We start from the raw sequence: 14,309 nt of genomic DNA, 5'->3' as shown, positions 1-14,309 counted from the left end.
CTGGGACCAAGGGTGCAGCTCGATCTGGTTGGCGTGCGGGACGGGCAGTCCGGCCTCGATCTCGTCGATATGGGGGGGTGAGGTTCGAGCCGCCGGTTGCCCGCGCTTTGCCTCTCTTGTACGCCTCGGCCAGGGCCTGCCACTGTCCAGGTGCTACTCACGTCCGAACGTGGTGTGGATGAGGTACAGGTCGGCCTGCTCCAGCCTGAGGCGTTCCAGGCTCTCGCGGCCTCGGCGCTGGCCTTGTTGCGTTCCTGGGTCAGCAGCCACAGCTTGGTCGCGATGAACACGTCGGGTGTGGTGCATGGTCCACAGCGTTTCCGCGAGGACAGCCGGGTCCTTGTGGGGATAGTCGGCGGTGATGACGCCCAGGACGATGAGCTGTGCCACGTGGACGTTGTCGGCGGATAGCGTCTGGTGGAGCAGGTCGGCGTAGGCGCTCTCGGTGGTGAGGCGATGGAGGTGCCAGCACGCTCGGGGTGGGGCTGGACGGCGCCGCCGCAATTGACGGGCAGGAAGGTGCCGCGTTCCGGTGCCCGCATGTCGGGCAGCACGTGCGCTACGGCCGTCATCGGCACCCACAGCGAGAACTCCAGCGGTCCGGGCAGGTCGGCGGGCGTGGTTTTAAAGACCGGTTTCATGAAATCCCGGTGCTGTGCGGGACTGTACTGGAGCACTTCGGTGGGACTCAGGACCGACGTTGCAGCGTCGAGGGCTGCGCACAGGCCGACCGGATCGCGCACGTCGGCGGCAAAACCTCCCGCCGTCAAGCTGCCAACACTCGATCCCGAACCTTCGTCTACACCATCAACCCGCAGTTCGTCCTGCACGTTCCCGACCAGCTCCGGGGGGATCCCAACCTGCACAGCACCTATGCAAGCCAGGACGAATGGGCCTTCTTCCACCGGATCCCGCCCCAGGCGATCACCAGCGTCCACATCTACACCATGGCGGCGAGGGCAGCCAGCCAGCAGCTCCAGCCCCAGAGCATCACCTTTCAGCATGACCGCTGGGTGGCCAACCCCAACGCACGCTACAACCCGGTCACCGACCCGGACGCTCACTTCAACTTGAACATGTCCCTACACATCCCACCCAGGCCAACCCCTGGAACCGGGGCTGCAACGCGGTGGACCGGTGCCGCAGCGGCCACCCGTGAGCCAGTGGCCCCCGGCGCAGGACTCCGCGAGGAACTCGGAGCGGCCCGCACCAGGAGCAGCCCGGGCTATCGGTGTCTCCTGGCGGCCCGTCCAACGGCGTAACGGGCGCAGAGCGTCCTGACGCTTCAAGGCGGCACCACCGCGGTCTACGCGGTGGTGCCGCCCCGATGCCGAAGGAGACCGCCTCTACGCCCTTTTCTGTCGTCCGGACAGAACCGGCGACCCTCCACACAGCCGACTGCTGCCGGGAGCGGTTGTAGTGCAGGCACATGGTGTGCCTGCCTCAGGCGGTGCGGGGAAGGAGGTCCTAGTTGCGAAGCAGGGCGACGGCGTTGTTCTGACTCCCCAGAGGCGGCCGAAGAACTCAGGGTTACCTGGTTCAGGGCGCCGAGGAAGTCGAGGAGGCCGTTGCGGAACTCGTGACCAGTGATCCAGGGGCTGCGGTACGTTCGGTCGGTGCCCCGCTTCCACCACTCCGTGGTCGGTGTCCTCACCCTCGCCTTCGACGCGATGCGGTTGTCCCCGCAGTTTTTACTGAGCCTGACGGTATGAACTCTGAACTCAGCTCTCCGAACGAGGACGCCCTGAAGCTGCTGACGAACGGGGCCAGCGTCGCCAACAAGTCGCTGTCGCGCGAAACCCGAGACCGACTGCCCCTGGCCTGCGCACGAACCGGTGCTCGCAGAGCGCGAGGACATGTTCTTTCGGCTGGCAGCGCGGCGCCTGGCGCGCTTTCCCCGCCTCCTTCGTGGACCGGATCAGGTGGGAGTTCACCTATCATGCCAGCGAGCGTGCCCTGTCGCTCGTACGGGAAGGCGGGAAAATCATTCTGGAGCAGGGGAATCCAGGAAAGCCATCTCCCCCCTCACAGCCGCGCGACTCGCCTGATGGGATCATGGTGAACATGGTTCGAGAGCCGCAGCTTGGCCGTCTGGGCGAGTTCCTCAAAAAGTGCCGTGGCGAGGTCAATCCCGATGACAGCGGGCTTGCCACCGGCGGGCGGGCACGCCGTGTCCCCGGTCTGCGTCGCGAGGAGGTGGCGCAGCTGGCCGCGATCAGCACGGACTACTACACCCGCCTTGAGCAAGGCCGTGTCCAGGCCTCTGAGCCAGTGCTCGCAGAGTTGGCCAAGGTTCTGCAGCTCAACGACGATCAGCGCATCTACCTGTTCGAGCTCGCCGGCAAGGGATCCGCGACACGGACGGCTCCGGAGGAACGACAGCACGTGCAGCTCCAGCTGCGCCGTGTGCTGGACGACCTCAACACCACTCCGGCCTTTGTCGTCGGACGGCGCACCGACATCCTCGCCTGGAATCACACCGCTGCCGCGCTCTTCTGCGACTTCGGTCAAATCCCAGAACCGGAACGTAACTTCGTCTGGCAGATGTTCACCGACACACCGGTCCGACGCGGTCACGCGCGGTGGGAAGAGTCAGGTCGGATCACTGTGGCCCAGCTGAGGATGGAAGCAGCCCGGTACCCCGACGACCCTCGGCTGTCCGGACTCGTCTGTGAACTCTCCAAGCGGGATCCTCACTTCCGAAAGTGGTGGACCTCCCATGACGTGCAGACCCGTACAGGCGGCCACACCACACTCCGCCATCCCGATTTCGGCGACATCGAGGTGGACTGGACCGCGCTTCTCTGTGCCGACGACCCTGACCAGCAACTCGTCATGTGGACAGCCGAGCCCGGTACCTCGGCCCACGCTGCTTTTCGCCAGCTCAGCGCAGGATGAAGCGCCGCGCTACACGACCGGGATCTTCTCACTGGACTTCTCCGTGGGCCTGCCGAAAGACGTCCGGGTCATTGGCCGTCTGAACAAGGCAAGGATGGCCCACAGCAGAGATCTGCACGCGCCTTGCGCCGCAAGGCGCGTGGCCTGCCCCTACGCTCAGTGTCTTGTCTCAGAGCCGCGCCGTCAGTCCCACGAGCGCACGGTCTGCAGCAGCGACTGCGTCGGGCGACCGATCAGCGCACGGAGTGTCGATGTCGCATCAGCCAGAGCGCCGTCTCGAATGTTTGCGTCGAGTTCGGCAAGGGCGGCTGCCATGGTGTCGTCGAAGCCGGCTTCTTTCAGCACGCTGAGGTGGGCCTCCCGGTCCAGCTGGCGTACAGCCACGGGACGCCCAAGCACCTCGGTGAACACGGCAGCGAGATCGTCGAAGGCCCATGCAACGTCACCGGACAGTTCAAGCGTCTTGCCTGTCGTAGCCGGGTCGAGCATGACCGCGGCGATACCGGCGGCGTAGTCGGCCCGCGGGGCTGACGCGACTCGACCCGCGCCAGCGCTCGACAGCACCTCGCCTGAGGTCTTGGACTGCTCGAATGTGTATGCGTAGTTCTCCGTGTACCAGTTGATCCGTGTGATCGTGTAGCTGACTCCTGAAGCCCGGAGGAATTCCTCGGTCGCTTTGTGGTCGGGCGCAGGAACGAGCTTGGCGATATCCGCATGCGGCGCCGAGGTGTAGACGATCCGGCCGGTCCCCGAGTCCTTCGCAACCTCGATCACTGCGGAGTGCTGCCGCACACGTTTGGGTCCCGTCTCCGTGCTGGAGACCAGGAGTAGTACGTCAGCGCCGGTGAGTATGTCGGCGGACGCCTCGGGCGCGTCGTAGTCGAGCACAGCGGTGCGCACGCCGCGCTCGGCAAGCGGCTCCAGCCGTGCCAGGTCGCGGCCAGTCGCGGTGATATCGGCGGGCGTGACTCCGCGCTCCAGCAAATCTTCGACGACCAAGCGGCCCAGTTGTCCGGTGGCGCCAGTGACGACGAGCATGACGGTCCTCCTGCTGGTGGCTGTGTGCGAGCCCTCCTGAATGCCGCCGTGACGAACAGGGCGCCGATCAGGTGGCCTTGTGCTTGCATGGAGGTCTGCGGGCTTCGCGGCGAGATGCCTGCTGGCCTCCTCCAGAGGCGGGTCGTGGTCTCGGTGGACGATCAGAGCCGACTAGGGTCCGTCTTCAAACGGATCTTGCCCAGAGCAGGAATGATGCGAGGGTGACCGCTGCTTCGTAGGAGGTGGCGGTCTTCTCGTATCGGGTGGCGATGCCGCGGAAGCCTTTGAGTCGGTTGAAGCAGCGTTCGACGATGTTGCGTGACGGTAGATCTGCTGGTCGAAGGATGGTGACCGCCCGCCGCGGCGGCCGCGGTTGTGCCGGTGTCGCTGCTGGTCGGTCTTCTCTGGGATGGTGCATGCGATGCCGCGTTTGCGCAGGTAGCCGCGGAAGCCGCGGGAGCTGTAGGCCCTGTCGGCGATGACCTGGTCGGGTCTGCAGCGGGGGCGGCCCGGTCCGGTGCGCGGGACCCGGATGCGCTCCAGAAGTGGTCGCGCGCAGATGCTGTCGTGGCGTTGGCCGGGTGTCACCAGGACGGCGAGCGGGCGCCCCTTGCCGTCGCAGGCGAGATGGATTTTGGTGGTCAGTCCACCTCGGGATCGGCCGAGGGCATGATCGTCCGGTTCGTCCGGCCGGTAGGTCCCTTTTTTCGGCCGGTGGCGGCGGCGTGCTGGTGAGCGCGGACGATGGTGGAGTCGATCTGGACGAGCCAGTCGATGTCGCCGGCCGCGTCCGCGTGAGCCTGGATCTGCTGCAGGGCCCGGGTGAACACGTCGCCCAGGGCGTAGCGGCGGAAGCGGGTGTAGACGGTCTGCCAGGGGCCGTAGCGTTCCGGCAGGTCTCGCCAGGAGATCCCGGTCCGGATCTTGTAGACCATCCCGTTGATGAGCTGCCGGTCCGACACTCGCGGCCGGCCCGTCGCGGCCCGCGGTATCAGTGGAGCAAGTAACTCCCACTCCTGATCGGTGAGTTCATGGCGACGTATCACCCCACCATGATCCACCACCCGATGATCTTTGAAGACGGACCCTAGTCCCGCGCTCCGGTTCCCCTGCTTCTAAGCGTCAGGGATGACCATGTCGAACACGTTGTTGCTGCGCATGTCCGGGTCAGGTCCGTGTCGGACACCAGTGTCGAGGGCGTCGATCGTGGCGAGTTCGTCGTCGGAGAGCGAGAAGTCGAAGACATCGAAGTTCTCGGCGATCCGCTGGGGGTTGGTCGACTTCGGGATGGCCGAGCGGCCGTGCTGCAGATGCCACCGGAGCATGACCTGCGCCGCGCTCTTGCTGTGTGCCTGCGCGATGGTGCGGATGGCGGGGTCGTCCATCACATTGCGACGCTCCTCGCCCCATCCGGGGTAGAAGGTGATCCCGCCGATCGGCGACCACGCCTGCGTGAGGATGCCGTGGTCGGTGTCGGTCTTCTGCACAGGGGGCTGAGTGAAGTACGGATGCAGCTCGATCTGGTTAACCGCCGGCACCACGGTCGTGCGCTGCATCAGGTCGGCCAGGTGGTTCGGCATGAAGTTGCTGACGCCGATGGCACGCACCTGTCCCTGGGCGAGGAGCTTCTCCAGGGCGGTGTAGGCAGCCACGGTCGCATCGAAGCGACTGGGGGCAGGTTGGTGCAGGATCAGCAAGTCCAGTTGCTCTACGCCGAGCTTGCGCGTCGCCTTGTCGAAGGCGCGCAGCGTCGCATCGGAGCCGTAGTCGCTGACCCAAACCTTGGTCTCGAGGAAGACCTCGGAGCGGTCAAGGCCCGAACGGTGCAGGCCTTCGCCGACCTGACGCTCGTTTCGGTAGACGGCAGCGGTGTCGATGTGGCGGTAGCCGGTGGCCAGTGCGCTCGCGACGGCGCCAGCGGTCTCCTCAGGGCTGCTCTGGAAGACTCCGAGGCCCAGGGCCGGCATAACGACACCGTTGTTGAGGGTGATGTTGATCACGGTTCGCCGCTTTCGATATGTGAGCAGCGCAAGGCTGCGGCTCGTTTAGATTCCGTGCGTGCCAGCGGGCGGAATATCGGTCGTACCGGCACACACGCAGTACCGGCGATCTGCGGTGTGGACGGCATCCCAGCCCAGATCCAGGTCTTCCGTCAGTACCCGCCATCAGGCTGGCAGGCCGTCCGGGAGGGGCAGGCACACTCGGAACCAGGTCTCTCCCGGGCGGGACTCCACCCGGATGTCACCGTGATGCTTGTTGACGACGATGCGATACGAGATGTCCAGCCCGAGACCCGTTCCCTCGCCGACCGGCTTGGTGGTGAAGAACGGCTCGAAGATCCGGGGACGCACCTCCGGGGGAACGCCCGGACCGGTGTCACCCACCTCAGCCAGCAGCCAGTCGCCGTCCCGCCGGGTGCGCAGTGTCAGGGTGCCCTCGCCGCCCATGGCGTCCAGGGCGTTGACGATGAGGTTGGTCCACACCTGGTTGAGTTCCGCTCCGTACGCCAGGATCGGCGGCAGGTCTGGGGCGTACTGGCGCACCACGGTGATGCCGGGCGGGATCTTGGCCCGTAGCATCGTCAGGGTCGCTTCCAGCAGAGTGTGGACGTCGACGGTCTGCTGCGGCGCGCGGTCCAGCTGGGAGTACTGCTTGGCTGCGTCGACGAGGCCGGAGATCCGGGACACCGAGTCATTGATCTCCGCCATCAGCAGCTCGGTGTCGATGCTGTGAGTGATCCAGCGTACCGACGGGGCCAGCGGTGCCTCACCGACCGTGCCGGCCACCGAGTCCAGCCAGGCCGCGTCGACGCCCGCGGCAACCAGGGTAGAGGCAAGGTCCCATCCATCGGCCACTCTGTGCCCGTCCAGCCAGTCGCCGAGCTCGTCCTCGGCGTCCGAGGCGTCCAGGGCTGACAGCTGGGCGGCAGTCGCGGTCCGCTTCACCGCTGCTTCCTGCAGCTCCACCAGGTCCTTCAACTGGTGGCCGTCCAGCCTGCCGTCGGCGATGGCCGCGAACTCCTGTCGCATGCCTGCGATCCGCTCCTGCAGCGCCGAGGTGGCTCGCAGAGCGGCCGCGGCCGGATTGTTGAGCTCATGGGTCAGGCCCGCCGACAGCGCACCGAGGGCGACCAGTCGCTCCCGCTCGCCTGCGACGGTGCTGGTCCGCCGGATGCCGTAGAACTGCCCTTCCAGCAAGTGCACCGCCATCGGGAACCAGGTGCGGACTGCGGAGCCGAACTCGTCGGCCGGCAGGACGAAGAAGGAGCTGTCGGTGAGCGCCCGCATGGTGTTGATGTACAGCTGCTCGACTTGGTCTCCAAGGTAGGCCTGGTTCGCCCCACCATACGCACCACGCTGGTCGGCGCGCAGTACCTCAACGTCGTCTCCGCGCACCCGGCGGCTGAGTGCCACCGATCCCTCCAGCAGGACGAAGAAGCAGGTCGCTGGCTCTCCCTCGGCGAATACCAGGCCGCCTCCGGCCCGCTGCTCGACGCGGCCGGACTCGGCCAGCAGCTCCAGCTGCGCGTCGCTCAGCGACTCGAACAGGAAGAGGGTACGCAGCTCCGCCCGAGGCAGTCGTTCCCGGACGTTGCGTCCTTCCTCGCCCGGCTGGCCGCTCATTGCGTCTCCAAGTATTCGTGCACCAGCGAGACAGCCATCGCGCCGTCGCCGACAGCGGACGCCACCCGCTTGACCGAGGAGGCCCGCACATCCCCGGCGGCAAACACCCCGGGGACGCTGGTCTCCAGGTGATATGGGGCTCGTGTCAGCGGCCAGCCCGCCGGAAGACGCCCGTCGGTGACTAGGCTCGGCCCGGTGAGCAGAAACCCCTGGGCGTCCCGGGCGACGGTGCCTTCGAGCCAGTCCGTGCCCGGCTGCGCGCCGATGAAGACGAACAGCCAGGAGGCGTCCACGGTCCGGGTGCTCCCGGACCGGTTATCCCGCAATGTCAACCGCTCCAGGTGCCCCTCACCCTCCGCCGCCGCCACCTCGGTGCACGGGTTCACGGTGATGTTGTCGATGGCGTTGATCTGGCTGATCAAGTAGCTCGACATCGAGCGGCTGAGGTCGTCGCCGCGGATCAGGATGTGCACCTGCCGTGCGTAGCGAGAGAAGTACACTGCGGCCTGCCCGGCGGAGTTTGCCCCGCCCACCACGTAGACATCCTCCTTGCTGCAGCTGGGAGCCTCGCTGCGAGCAGAGCCGTAGAAGACACCGCAGCCGGTCAGCGCATCCAGCCCCGGAGCGGCAAGGCGCCGATAGGAGACTCCGGTGGCCAGGATCACGCTCTGGGCGGTGATGGCGGATTCATCGTCGAAACGCAGCACCCGCGCAGACCCGGCCGGCTCCATGGCCACTACCTCTCGGGTGCTAAGGATCTCCGCACCGAACTTCACCGCCTGGCGCCGGGCCCGGTCGGTCAGCTGGGCACCGGATACCCCGTCAGGAAAGCCGAGGTAGTTCTCGATCCGGCTGCTCTGCCCGGCTTGCCCGCCCGTCGCCCGGCGCTCCACCAGCACAGTCCGCAATCCCTCGGACGCCCCGTACACGGCCGCGCCCAGGCCCGCCGGGCCGCCGCCGACCACCACCAGGTCGTAGAGCTCGGAGGCGGGCGCGGTGCTCAGCCCGACGTGGACGGCGAGCTCCGCCTCCGTCGGCCTGACCAGCGCCGTCCCGTCGGCGGTGACCACCAGTGGCAGCTGAGTGGCAGTGAGCCCTGCAGCCGCCAGCAACCGGGCGCCTTCCGGTTCATCGGCCAGCAGCCAGCGGTAGGGCACCAGATTCCGGGTGAGGAAGTCCCGCACCGCGAAGGACGGCGCCGACCAACGGTGCCCGACCACCCGGATGTCGGTCGCTGCCGGGTCCGGCGTCGCCCGCCACGTCTCCAGGAGGGTGTCGACGACCGGGTACAGATGCTCCTCGGGCGGGTTCCACGGCTTAAGCAGATAGTGGTCGAGGTCAACCACGTTGATGGCATCGATCGCTGCACCGTTGTCTGCGTATGCGGTGAGCAGCACTCGCCGGGCGAGCGGGAAGAGGTCCATCGCGGCCTCGAGGAACTCGACCCCGTTCATCTTCGGCATCCGGTAGTCGGCGAGCATCAGGGCAACCTGTTCGCCGCGCAGCTTGAGCTCGCGCAGCGCTTCCAGTGCTTCCTCGCCGCTGCTCGCGCGCACAATCCGGTAGCGGTCCCCGTAGCGGCGCCTGAGGTCACGGGCTACCGCTCGTGACACCGCCGGATCATCGTCGACGGTCAGGATCGCCGGGTTGGGAACGTTCATTGGGCTCCTCCCGAGCAACTGTCACACCATCTGCTCATCGATGCAGCACCAGCGTTAGTCCTCACAGAATTCGAAAGACTGGTATCACCGGATGACCGGTCCCGCTGAAGTGAGCGATGGCGTGTTTGCCGGGTGAGTTGTCGCGGCACCCGACGTGTCCACAGGTCAGGCAGAGCCGCAGATGCAGCCAGTACCCGCCCCCCGCCGGTCGCTGGGCACTCCTCGCAGCCATTCGGTGTTCGTGTCGCCGCTGTGTCACTGAACCGGAAGGTGCTCGCAGGTAGCCGTCATGGGTTTTCCCGTCCTTCCAGGCCGGGCTCGCGCTGTGCTTCCTTAGCCTTGCATCTCTGACAGTCCGGCTGAGGGGTAAGAATTTTTCCCCTGGTTGCTCACACCCAGGGATGGAAGGCTCCCCTTTTGCGTGCAAGCGGGCTGAGGAAGCATGGTGAACTACAGCGTCTGTATGCCCAGGTTTACTCAGGAGTGGCTTTTCTCATGAAGGCTGTAGGACTGACTGAATTCGGCGGACCCGAAGTGCTTCGGGTCCTGGAACTCGCGGTTCCCGAGACCGGGCCCGGCGAGATCCGCATCCGGGTCCGCGCGGCAGCCGTCAACCCAATCGACACCATGGTCCGCCGGGGCATGGCCTTCGTTTCCGACGCCGAGCCGCCGTATGTCCCGGGCATGGACGCGGCCGGTGTGGTGGAACAGATCGGCGAGGAAGCCGACACCGATCTCAGCGTCGGCGACCACGTCATGGCCATCGCAGTCATCTCCGGCACTCACGGCGCCTACGCCGAGCATCTCGTCATCCCCGCCCAGTCAGTCGTCCGCACGCCGGCAGGCCTCACCGACATCCAGGCCGCTACCCTGCCGATGAACGGCCTGACCGCCCGCATGGCCCTGGACCTGCTCGAGCTGCCCGCCGAAGCCACCATTGCCGTCACCGGAGCAGCCGGCGCGGTCGGCGCCTACGCCATCCAGCTGGCCAAGGCGGAGGGCCACCGCGTGATCGCCGACGCAGCGCCAAAGGACCAGCAACTGGTCAAGGACTTGGGCGCCGACATCGTCGTGGCCCGCGGGACCGACTTCGCAGAGCTGGTACGCAAGGAGGCACCCAACGGCGTCGACGGGCTCATCGACACCGCCGGGATCGCCGAACTCGTCTCCCACGCGGTACGCGACAACGGCCGGATCGCATCATCGGTCCGCGGCATCCAGGTACCCAACGATCGCGGCATTGTGACCCAGACGACGTTCGTTCCGCAGTACGCGCAGGAACACGCCAAGCTCGACCGGCTGCGCCAGCTGGCCGAGCACGGCCGACTCACCCCACGGGTTGCACACACCCTGCCGGCCGCACAGGCCACCGAAGCACACCGGCTGCTGGAGACAGGCGGCCTCCGCGGACGAGTGGTCCTCACCTTCTAAACCACAGTCGACCGGCCGCGCCCCGAAGGCGCCCGAATCGAATGCACCGACCACCTTGGGACGTCGGAGTACCTGGTCGGCCCGCACCCGGCATCAAGACGAACCGGCAGGAGACTGCAATATGGCTAACGAAATCGGCAAACTGGGCATCTTTCGACCTTGGATGTGGCTCAGCCCCGAACTGGCAGCCGAAGTGGAGAAGCTCGGTTACGGCACCATCTGGCTCGGCGGTGGTGCCCCTGATGGCAAGCTCGACAATGTCGAAAAGCTACTCGACGCCACCGACCGCATCGTGGTCGCCACCGGCATCGTGGACATGTGGAAGTACGACGCGGCCACGATCGCCGCGTCGTACCACCGGCTCTCGGCCAAGCACCCGGGCCGGTTCCTGCTCGGTCTCGGCGTCGGCCATCCGGAAGTCACGCAGGAGTACATGAAGCCCACCGACAAGATCGCCGAATACCTCGGTCAATTGGACCGGGCCGACGTGCCGGTGGAGGACCGGGCGCTGGCCGCACTGGGCCCCAAGGTGCTCAAGCTCGCCGCCGAGCACACTGCGGGTGCGATTCCGTATCTGACGACGGTGGCACACACCCACGATGCCCGGCAGGTACTCGGAGGGGTTCCGTTCCTCGCGCCCGAGCACAAGGTCATCCTGGACACCGATGCCGACCGCGCCCGATCTCTCGCACGCGAGACGCTCCAGTTCTATCTGACGCTGAGCAACTTCATCAGCAGTTTCCGGCGGCTCGGGTTCACCGACGAGGACTTCGCGAACGGCGGCAGCAACCGGCTGATCGACTCGATGGTCGCATGGGGCGACGCCGAATCCATCACGGCTGGGCTCGCCGAGTACCTGGACGCCGGGGCCGACCATGTCGCCGTGCAGGCGCTGGGCGAGGACCCTTTGCCTGCTCTTCGAGCGGTCGCCGAACTCCTGCTCGCCTGATCTGTTACCCAAAACTGCGGGTGACGGTCCACCCATCAGCCGACTCGGCGCACGGCGTCCTGGCCGTCGTTGGCCGGGATGCCGTGGTGCATCAGGCGTCCGTCATCCAATCCAAGCAATATCCAAGCTCGTGCAGCCGGGGAAGCGCCGGCTGTTTACCCAGTAGACGACGGTGACCGAGCCGACCAGGCGGCATGGGCGTCCGTGCCACCGGCCTGTCCCTGCTACCGCAGCGAGCTGGGTCACGCGAAGGGCAGGGGCGGCCAAGGCGTGACGGATCAGTTCGGCGCCGGCCGGGAACCTGGTGGCAGGCTCATTTGATGAGTCCTGGCCGCCGTTGCTGCGGACCGGCCGCTTGTGATCATGGACGGTTGGATGCTGGATGTGCTCATGGACCGCTTGGCCGCGGTCAAGGAGGTGGGTGCTGACCGAACACCTGGCCGCATCCACATCTGCGTCACAACCCTCGGCGGCAAACTGCCAGGGGCGCTCTCGCCCCTGGCCACCTAATTGCGTTGGCGTAGCGCATGTGCAGGGCAAAACGCTGTTTCCCCTGCTCACGCGTGTGAGGCACGATGAGGCCATGGCACCTACCAATGATCACCCCGGCGAGCAAGGCGCTCAGGACCCCATCAAGCTCATCGGCATTCGCGAGACCGCCTTGTCCGTGGACGAGGTCTTCCGGGCCGTTGGGGACGACGCTGCCGGAGGGGTGGCGTTGTTCGTGGGGACCGTGCGGAATCACGACGGCGGTGCCGATGTTGACGAGCTCGGGTACTCGTGCCATCCCAGTGCCGAGGCCGAGATACGACGGATCGCCGAGAAAGTTGTCGCCGAGTATCCAGTTCGGGCGCTGGCGGCCGTGCACCGCGTCGGAGATCTAAGGGTCGGGGATCTTGCGGTGATCGTCGCCGTCTCCTGTCCCCATCGCGGCGAGGCCTTCGGGGCCTGCCGGAAGCTGATCGACGATCTCAAACACGAAGTGCCCATCTGGAAGCACCAGAAGTTCTCGGACGGCGCCGAGGAGTGGGTGGGCGCCTGCTGAAGGGTCCGTTCGAACCTTTCAATGATGTCCTTCCCGCAGTGATCGAGCTATTCCAGGAAGAGCGGCTGTCGTACGTCACGGGATCAGGATCCGTAGTCGTTGGTGCGGTCACGCAGCCTCCAGGCTGTGACACCAAGAGGCCGAGGCAAGGGCGGTCTCCGCGTTCGAGCTGCCGGACGTCCGCCGGTCTCGCGTTGCGGGTCGAGAGTGGCTGGTGCCAGTCCGGGCCGAGGTCCTGGTAACGGCCTGCGGGTCGTTGATCAGGTGCCAGATAATGGCGAGGATCGTGCGCGCGACTACAGCCCGGACCTTTGCATGGCCTGGCCGCTTGACCAGGCGTCGGTAGCGGGCGCCGGGGAAGGTGTCGGTTCGGGCGGCTCCGTTCGCCGCCTTGCCTAGGACTCCTTTGAGCCAGGCGTGGCCAGGGGCATGCCGGAGGCGACGGCTGCGCCGCTCTTCGGTGGTATCGCAACCCGAGGGTGACGACGTAGCTGCCGCCGTGTCCGGCGTTTGGCCATGTGCGGGACTCGAACGCCTTCTTGGGTGAGCCCAGAGATTTTTCTCAAGCTGAGGTTGCCCTAGCCGCCGATCGCGGACATCGGGCGGTCCGGCTGCACGAAGGACGGGTCGTCCAGGCCCGCGCCCGCCCTCTTGCCCCACATCGCCAGCCGCCAGATGCGGGCGATCTCCTCGTCGGGGGCGTCGGAGCGGAGGGCGGCTCGTAGGTCCGTCTCCTCCTGGGCGAACAGGCACGTTCGTATCTGGCCGTCCGCCGTGAGGCGGGTGCGGTCGCAGGCTGCGCAGAACGGGCGGGTAACCGAGGCGATGACACCCACGTGCTGGGGGCCACCGTCCACCAGCCAGCGCTCCGCCGGCGCCGAACCGCGCTCCCCCTCACCCTCGGGGGTGAGCTCGAAGCGGGTGCGCAGGGACGTCAGGATGTCGCCCGCCGTCACCATGCCCTCGCGCTTCCAGCCGTGCTGGGCGTCCAGGGGCATCTGCTCGATGAAGCGCAGTTCGTATGCGTGCTCCAGCGCCCAGGCCAGAAGGTCCGGAGCCTCGTCGTCGTTAAGGCCCGGCATCAGGACCGAGTTGACCTTGACAGGGGTCAGGCCCGCCTCATGGGCGGCTCGGAGGCCTTCAAGGACGTCCTTGTGGCGGTCGCGGCGGGTGAGGGTCTTGAAGACGTCGGGGCGGAGGGTGTCCAGGGAGACGTTCACCCGGTCAAGGCCCGCGGCCTTGAGGGCCGTCGCCGTGCGCTTGAGGCCGATGCCGTTGGTAGTCAGGGACATCTGGGGGCGCGGGGACAGCGCGGCGACGCGCTCCACGATGCCGACCAGGCCCGGGCGCAGCAGCGGCTCGCCACCGGTGAAGCGGATCTCCTCGATGCCCAGAGAGGTGACCGCGATGTCGATCAGGCGGACGATCTCGTCGTCCGTGAGCAAATCCGGCTTGGCCAGCCACTGCAGGCCCTCCTCGGGCATGCAGTACGTACACCGGAGGTTGCACCGGTCGGTCAGCGAAACCCTCAGGTCGGTGGCCACCCGGCCGTAGGTATCGATGAGCACGTGGGACCCTTCCCTCGACGCGACCGGATTGCATCCAGACGCTGCCGCCTGCGTGGCTAAGCGTTGATTTTTCGTTCAGCGTCATCAGCGACCACA

Annotated in this window: 12 protein-coding genes and 1 pseudogene; 5 read left to right on the top strand and 8 right to left on the bottom strand. The window is 66.7% G+C overall.

The window, feature by feature from the left end:
- Positions 1-153 precede the first annotated feature (153 nt).
- Positions 154-390 (bottom strand): hypothetical protein, encoded by a 237-nt coding sequence (locus ACIPSJ_RS49625; RefSeq protein WP_401356596.1) that lies wholly within the window; start codon positions 388-390, stop codon positions 154-156.
- An 89-nt stretch (positions 391-479) separates the two neighbouring features.
- On the opposite strand from ACIPSJ_RS49625, the gene ACIPSJ_RS49620 reads away from it, so the two are divergent.
- Positions 480-1,262: a hypothetical protein gene (locus ACIPSJ_RS49620; protein WP_401356593.1), complete on the top strand. Its 783-nt coding sequence runs from the start codon at positions 480-482 to the stop codon at positions 1,260-1,262.
- 793 nt (positions 1,263-2,055) lie between these two features.
- The gene (locus tag ACIPSJ_RS49615; protein WP_401356590.1) at positions 2,056-2,898 is read left to right on the top strand and encodes a helix-turn-helix domain-containing protein; all 843 of its coding nucleotides are present in this window, start codon (positions 2,056-2,058) and stop codon (positions 2,896-2,898) included.
- 183 nt (positions 2,899-3,081) lie between these two features.
- Here the strand turns inward: ACIPSJ_RS49615 and ACIPSJ_RS49610 are convergent, their stop codons facing one another.
- The 6 genes and pseudogenes from ACIPSJ_RS49610 to ACIPSJ_RS49585 form a co-directional block, all read right to left on the bottom strand.
- Complete coding sequence (locus ACIPSJ_RS49610; RefSeq protein ID WP_401356587.1) at positions 3,082-3,936, bottom strand: SDR family oxidoreductase; 855 nt, start codon at positions 3,934-3,936, stop codon at positions 3,082-3,084.
- A 184-nt stretch (positions 3,937-4,120) separates the two neighbouring features.
- Positions 4,121-4,979, bottom strand: a pseudogene (locus ACIPSJ_RS49605) (IS5 family transposase).
- A 72-nt stretch (positions 4,980-5,051) separates the two neighbouring features.
- Entirely contained in the window at positions 5,052-5,903 is an 852-nt protein-coding gene (locus ACIPSJ_RS49600; protein ID WP_401356772.1) for an aldo/keto reductase, read from the bottom strand.
- A 198-nt stretch (positions 5,904-6,101) separates the two neighbouring features.
- Positions 6,102-7,559 carry an ATP-binding protein gene (locus tag ACIPSJ_RS49595; protein WP_401356584.1) on the bottom strand — a complete coding sequence of 486 codons (1,458 nt, stop codon included), beginning with the start codon at positions 7,557-7,559 and terminating at the stop codon, positions 6,102-6,104.
- Complete coding sequence (locus tag ACIPSJ_RS49590) at positions 7,556-9,220, bottom strand: FAD-dependent oxidoreductase (protein WP_401356581.1); 1,665 nt, start codon at positions 9,218-9,220, stop codon at positions 7,556-7,558. Before ACIPSJ_RS49590 ends, ACIPSJ_RS49595 begins: the two co-directional genes overlap by 4 nt.
- Positions 9,221-9,281: 61 nt before the next feature.
- A complete protein-coding gene (locus tag ACIPSJ_RS49585; protein WP_401356578.1) occupies positions 9,282-9,452 on the bottom strand; it encodes a UBP-type zinc finger domain-containing protein in 171 nt (56 codons plus the stop codon).
- A gap of 263 nt (positions 9,453-9,715) precedes the next feature.
- On the opposite strand from ACIPSJ_RS49585, the gene ACIPSJ_RS49580 reads away from it, so the two are divergent.
- The 3 genes from ACIPSJ_RS49580 (at position 9,716) to ACIPSJ_RS49570 (ending at position 12,645) form a co-directional block, all read left to right on the top strand.
- Positions 9,716-10,651 (top strand): NADP-dependent oxidoreductase, encoded by a 936-nt coding sequence (locus ACIPSJ_RS49580; protein WP_401356575.1) that lies wholly within the window; start codon positions 9,716-9,718, stop codon positions 10,649-10,651.
- Between the two features lie 55 nt (positions 10,652-10,706).
- Positions 10,707-11,600 (top strand): LLM class F420-dependent oxidoreductase, encoded by an 894-nt coding sequence (locus tag ACIPSJ_RS49575; protein ID WP_401356572.1) that lies wholly within the window; start codon positions 10,707-10,709, stop codon positions 11,598-11,600.
- A gap of 583 nt (positions 11,601-12,183) precedes the next feature.
- The gene (locus tag ACIPSJ_RS49570) at positions 12,184-12,645 is read left to right on the top strand and encodes a molybdenum cofactor biosynthesis protein MoaE (RefSeq protein ID WP_401356569.1); all 462 of its coding nucleotides are present in this window, start codon (positions 12,184-12,186) and stop codon (positions 12,643-12,645) included.
- Between the two features lie 578 nt (positions 12,646-13,223).
- Here ACIPSJ_RS49570 and moaA read toward each other — a convergent pair.
- Entirely contained in the window at positions 13,224-14,213 is a 990-nt protein-coding gene (moaA, locus tag ACIPSJ_RS49565) for a GTP 3',8-cyclase MoaA (RefSeq protein ID WP_401356567.1), read from the bottom strand.
- Positions 14,214-14,309 lie beyond the last annotated feature (96 nt).

The sequence above is a fragment of the Streptomyces sp. NPDC090088 genome (assembly GCF_044747345.1).
Classification (GTDB): Bacteria; Actinomycetota; Actinomycetes; order Streptomycetales; family Streptomycetaceae; genus Streptomyces.
This window is presented reverse-complemented; position numbering and strand designations above follow the sequence as displayed.